The organism is Pontibacterium sp. (genome assembly GCF_041587635.1).
GTDB lineage: Bacteria > Pseudomonadota > Gammaproteobacteria > Pseudomonadales > Balneatricaceae > Pontibacterium.
Window position 1 is genome coordinate 1 of sequence record NZ_JBFGYC010000351.1, and the last position, 4379, is coordinate 4379.

Here is a 4379-nt window from a genome sequence, read left to right on the forward strand (position 1 = left end):
TCTAATAGTCAATCATTTTTACTATCGATAGTCCCTGCATCCGATCAATACATCCAATCAGGAACAGGTAAGCCCTTATCGCGCAGATAGTCGGGGTTGAATAGCTTACTTTGATAACGTGCTGCACCATCACACAAAATCGTCACAACGGTATGGCCCGGTCCCAGCTTTTTAGCAACATGCACTGCCCCTGCCACATTGATGCCACTAGACCCCCCTAAGGCCAACCCTTCCTCCTGCAACAGATCAAACACATAGACCATCGCCTCTTCGTCGGGGATCTGAAAAGCCCCATCAGGCACAAAACCTTGAAGGTTAGCCGTCACCCGACTTTGCCCAATCCCCTCCATCACCGAACTACCCTCCGCTTGTAACTCACCAGAGGTATAAAAGTGGTACAACGAGGCACCCATCGGATCACTCAGGAACACCTTAACGTCCGGGTTATGATTTCTGAGTGCCGAGCCAACACCTGCCAAGGTTCCCCCGGTTCCGACAGCGCAGCAAAACGCATCAATCTTTCCTTGTGTCTGATCCCATATCTCCTGACCCGTCGTTTGATAGTGCACATCGCGATTGGCCTTATTATCGAACTGATTGGCCCAAATGGCATTGCCGTGTTGCTGAAACTCAATGGCAAGGCGCTTCGCCACTTTTGTATAGTGATTGTCATCTGCAAACGGCACTGCGGGCACCAGCTTGAGGTCAGCATTTAATAAACGTAACGCATCCCGCTTTTCCTGACTCTGGGTTTCAGGCATCACGATCATGGTATGAAGGCCGAGTGCATTACCCACCAGCGCCAGTCCGATACCTGTATTGCCCGCAGTACCTTCGACCACATGTCCGCCGGACTTCAGTAACCCTGCCCGCATCGCCTGCCTGACAATACCCAAGGCTGTACGATCCTTCACAGAGCCCCCGGGGTTCATAAACTCAGCTTTACCGTAGATATCACAGCCGGTTAGCTTAGACACTTTGTTCAGACGTACCAGAGGCGTATTACCGATCAGTTCAAGTAGCCCGGATGCAGCAGCAGACATAACCATACTCCCGTTCTTCAGGGGCGTTGATTGAGTCCGATACTTTTTCTATGAGGCTGTCAGACTCACCTGCAGACACCCTGAGTGTTTACGGAAAGTATGGCACGCAAGACCGGAGTACGCCTTGCTTCCAAACATCGTCGGGAAGCAGACACAAAAGATACAGTTAACAGTATCAAAACGATGGGAAAAGTTACCCACACATACTGTGCATAACTACGGGGATTGTTTTTGGGTAGATTGCCAACAAGCAGATAATACGGGCACTTCAGCATTTTGAACAAAATACGTTCAGCCACTAATAACGCACCAAATATCAATAAGTTACACGCACCACCTGCTATTTCAGTTTCAATATTAGCGCTAACTGTCAACAGCGGAATGGGTATTTTTTTCCTGTGAAAAACATTTCGGGAGGCTGGATACTTTTATTCTTTCAGCGTTGGGAATTCACGTTACAACAGGCATAAAAAACCCCGCTCAGTTACCTGAACAGGGCTCAAAGAAATGGACAATGTCTGTATCAGACACAATCAGTCTGATGGAATTTCAATCTCGATATGGCCTTTAGGTACGCAGCAACACGTCAGAATTTCATCATCCTGAAGGTCAAACAACGCATCCTGCACCTGAGTCACTTCGCCTTCAATCAACCGTACTTTACAGCAACCACAGTAACCACCACGGCAATTGTACGGCGCATTGATCTCCTGCGCTTCCAGCGAATCAAGCAAGGAGAACTCATACTGGTAATAGAAGGTGTGATGATGGTTTACCTTTACTCGAGGGATACCAGACATCACTACATCCTCCTTTTCCTTATAGATCGAATCCATCAAAATCGTCATCGCCTACCTCGTTATCAATCTGACCCACCAGATAGGAACTGATCTCAGACTCCTGTGGCGCAACTTGTACGTTGTCGCTCACTAACCAGGCATTCATCCATGGCAGAGGATTCTGACGATCAGCAAAGATTGGAGTCAGATTCAGTGCTTTCATACGAACATTGGTGATGTACTCAACGTAATCACCCAAAATCTTAGCATTCAGACCAATCATCGAGCCCGAGCTGAACAGGTATTCTGCCCAGTCACGCTCTTGCTCTGCCGCTTCACGGAAGATCTCATAGACCTCCTCTTCACACTCAGCTGCTATCTCTTTCATCTCCGGATCATCAGCACCCGAGGCCATGATATTCAGCATCTGCTGAGTACCCGCCAGGTGCAACGCTTCGTCACGCGCGATCAGCTTGATGATCTTAGCATTGCCTTCCATGATGGCACGCTCAGCAAACGCGAAAGAGCAGGCAAAACTCACATAGAAACGAATCGCTTCCAGCACGTTGACGGTGACCAACGTCAGATAAAGCTTACGCTTCAGGTTACGCATGCTGGCATCGAAGACTTTACCGTTAATCGTATGCACACCTTCACCAACGGTGTTGCGTACGCTGACTAATTCAATCAGCTCATCGTACAAACGCGTCACAGAATCGGCACGCTTGATGATCTCATCATTCGTCACGATGGTATCAAACACTTCGGAAGGCTCAGTGATGATATTACGGATGATATGCGTGTAAGAGCGACTGTGAATGGTTTCACTGAACGCCCAGGTTTCAAACCAGGTTTCCAGTTCCGGCAGAGACACAATCGGTAAGAATGCGATATTCGGAGAACGCCCCTGAACGGAATCCAGCAGCGTCTGGTATTTCAGGTTACTCAGGAAGATATGTTTTTCATGCTCAGGCATCTGCATGAAATCTTTACGGTCGGTGCTGAGATCCACCTCTTCCGGACGCCAGAAGAAGGAAAGCTGCTTTTCGATCAACTTCTCAAAGAATGGATATTTTTGTCTGTCATAACGGGCAACATTCACACTGCGGCCAAAAAACATTGGCTCTTTGGTTGCATCATGGGCGCTATGGCTAAACGTAGAGTACGACATCGTTGTCCTGAATTACCTGAAAAATACTATTCGATATGGAGAGGCATGGCTCAATGAATATAAGCCATGCCGGGTATGTAACTGCTTACAACTACAGTTTACATGCACCACCGTCACAACCACCATTGTCTTCATGCTGGTCGGTCGCACCATCACGGGTGTTGTGGTAGTAGAGGGTTTTTACACCATTTTTATAGGCCGTCAGCAGATCTTGCAGGAGCTGCTTCATCGGTACCTTATCACCCGGGAACTTCGCCGGATCATAGTTGGTGTTGGCAGAGATCGACTGGTCAACAAACTTCTGCATGATGCCCACCAGCTGCAGATAACCGTTGTTGTTCGGGATATCCCACAGCAATTCGTACTGATTTTTCAGCTCGCTAAACTCAGGGACAACCTGCTTCATGATGCCGTCTTTGCTGGCTTTAACAGACACAAATCCACGTGGTGGCTCGATACCATTGGTGGAATTGGTAATCTGTGAAGAGGTTTCACATGGCATCAGCGCGGTCAGTGTACTGTTACGTAAACCAAACTCGCGGATATCTTCACGCAAGGTTTCCCAGAACTGGTGCAGTGGCTCTTCGCAGAAGTCATCCACTTCACGCTTGTAGGTATCAATAGGCAACAGACCTTTAGAGTACACGGTCTCGTTAAACTTCGGACAAGCACCACGCTCTTTCGCCAGTTCGTTGGACGCTTTCAGCAGGAAGTACTGAATAGACTCAAACGTCTTGTGAACCAGACCATTGGCAGAGCCATCAGAGTAACGCACACCGTTCTTCGCCAGATAGTAAGCAAAGTTAGTCACACCGACACCCAATGGGCGACGGGACATAGTCGAAGTGTGCGCCGCTTTGATCGGATAGTCCTGATAATCCAGCAGGTTATCCAGCGCACGTACAATCAGATCAGCCAGGTTTTCCAGCTCATCCAAATTCTCCAGCGCGCCTAAGTTGAACGCCGACAGCGTACAAAGAGCAATCTCACCATTTTCATCGTTGAAGTCGTTCAACGGCTTCGTTGGCAGAGCGATTTCCAGACACAGGTTGGACTGTTTCACCGGCGCAACCGCCGGATCAAACGGGCTGTGTGTATTACAATGATCGACGTTCTGAATATAAATACGTCCTGTGGATGCACGCTCAGACGCCAGCAGACCAAACAGCTCAACCGCTTTGATGGTTTGCTTACGGATGCTGACATCCTGCTCATATTTCACGTACAGACGCTCGAACTCGTCCTGATCGGCGAAAAAGGCATCATACAACCCAGGAACTTCGTCCGGGCTGAACAGGGTAATGTTGCCGCCTTTGATCAAACGGGTGTACATCAGCTTGTTAAGCTGCACGCCGTAATCCAAATGACGCACGCGGTTTTCTTCAA

At 48.6% G+C, this 4379-nt stretch carries 4 protein-coding genes; all 4 read right to left on the reverse strand.

Annotated features, from left to right (window positions below; all coding sequences use genetic code 11):
* Positions 1–44: 44 nt before the first annotated feature.
* The gene (locus ABYW01_RS15210; protein WP_372834228.1) at positions 45–1043 is read right to left on the reverse strand and encodes a cysteine synthase A; all 999 of its coding nucleotides are present in this window, start codon (positions 1041–1043) and stop codon (positions 45–47) included.
* A gap of 533 nt (positions 1044–1576) precedes the next feature.
* Entirely contained in the window at positions 1577–1891 is a 315-nt protein-coding gene (gene yfaE / locus ABYW01_RS15215; protein ID WP_372834230.1) for a class I ribonucleotide reductase maintenance protein YfaE, read from the reverse strand.
* The gene (nrdB, locus tag ABYW01_RS15220) at positions 1863–2993 is read right to left on the reverse strand and encodes a class Ia ribonucleoside-diphosphate reductase subunit beta (RefSeq protein ID WP_372834232.1); all 1131 of its coding nucleotides are present in this window, start codon (positions 2991–2993) and stop codon (positions 1863–1865) included. The genes yfaE and nrdB overlap by 29 nt, the downstream gene beginning before the upstream one ends.
* A gap of 91 nt (positions 2994–3084) precedes the next feature.
* On the reverse strand, positions 3085–4379 hold a 1295-nt coding region (gene nrdA / locus ABYW01_RS15225), incomplete at its 5' end, for a class 1a ribonucleoside-diphosphate reductase subunit alpha (protein WP_372834234.1).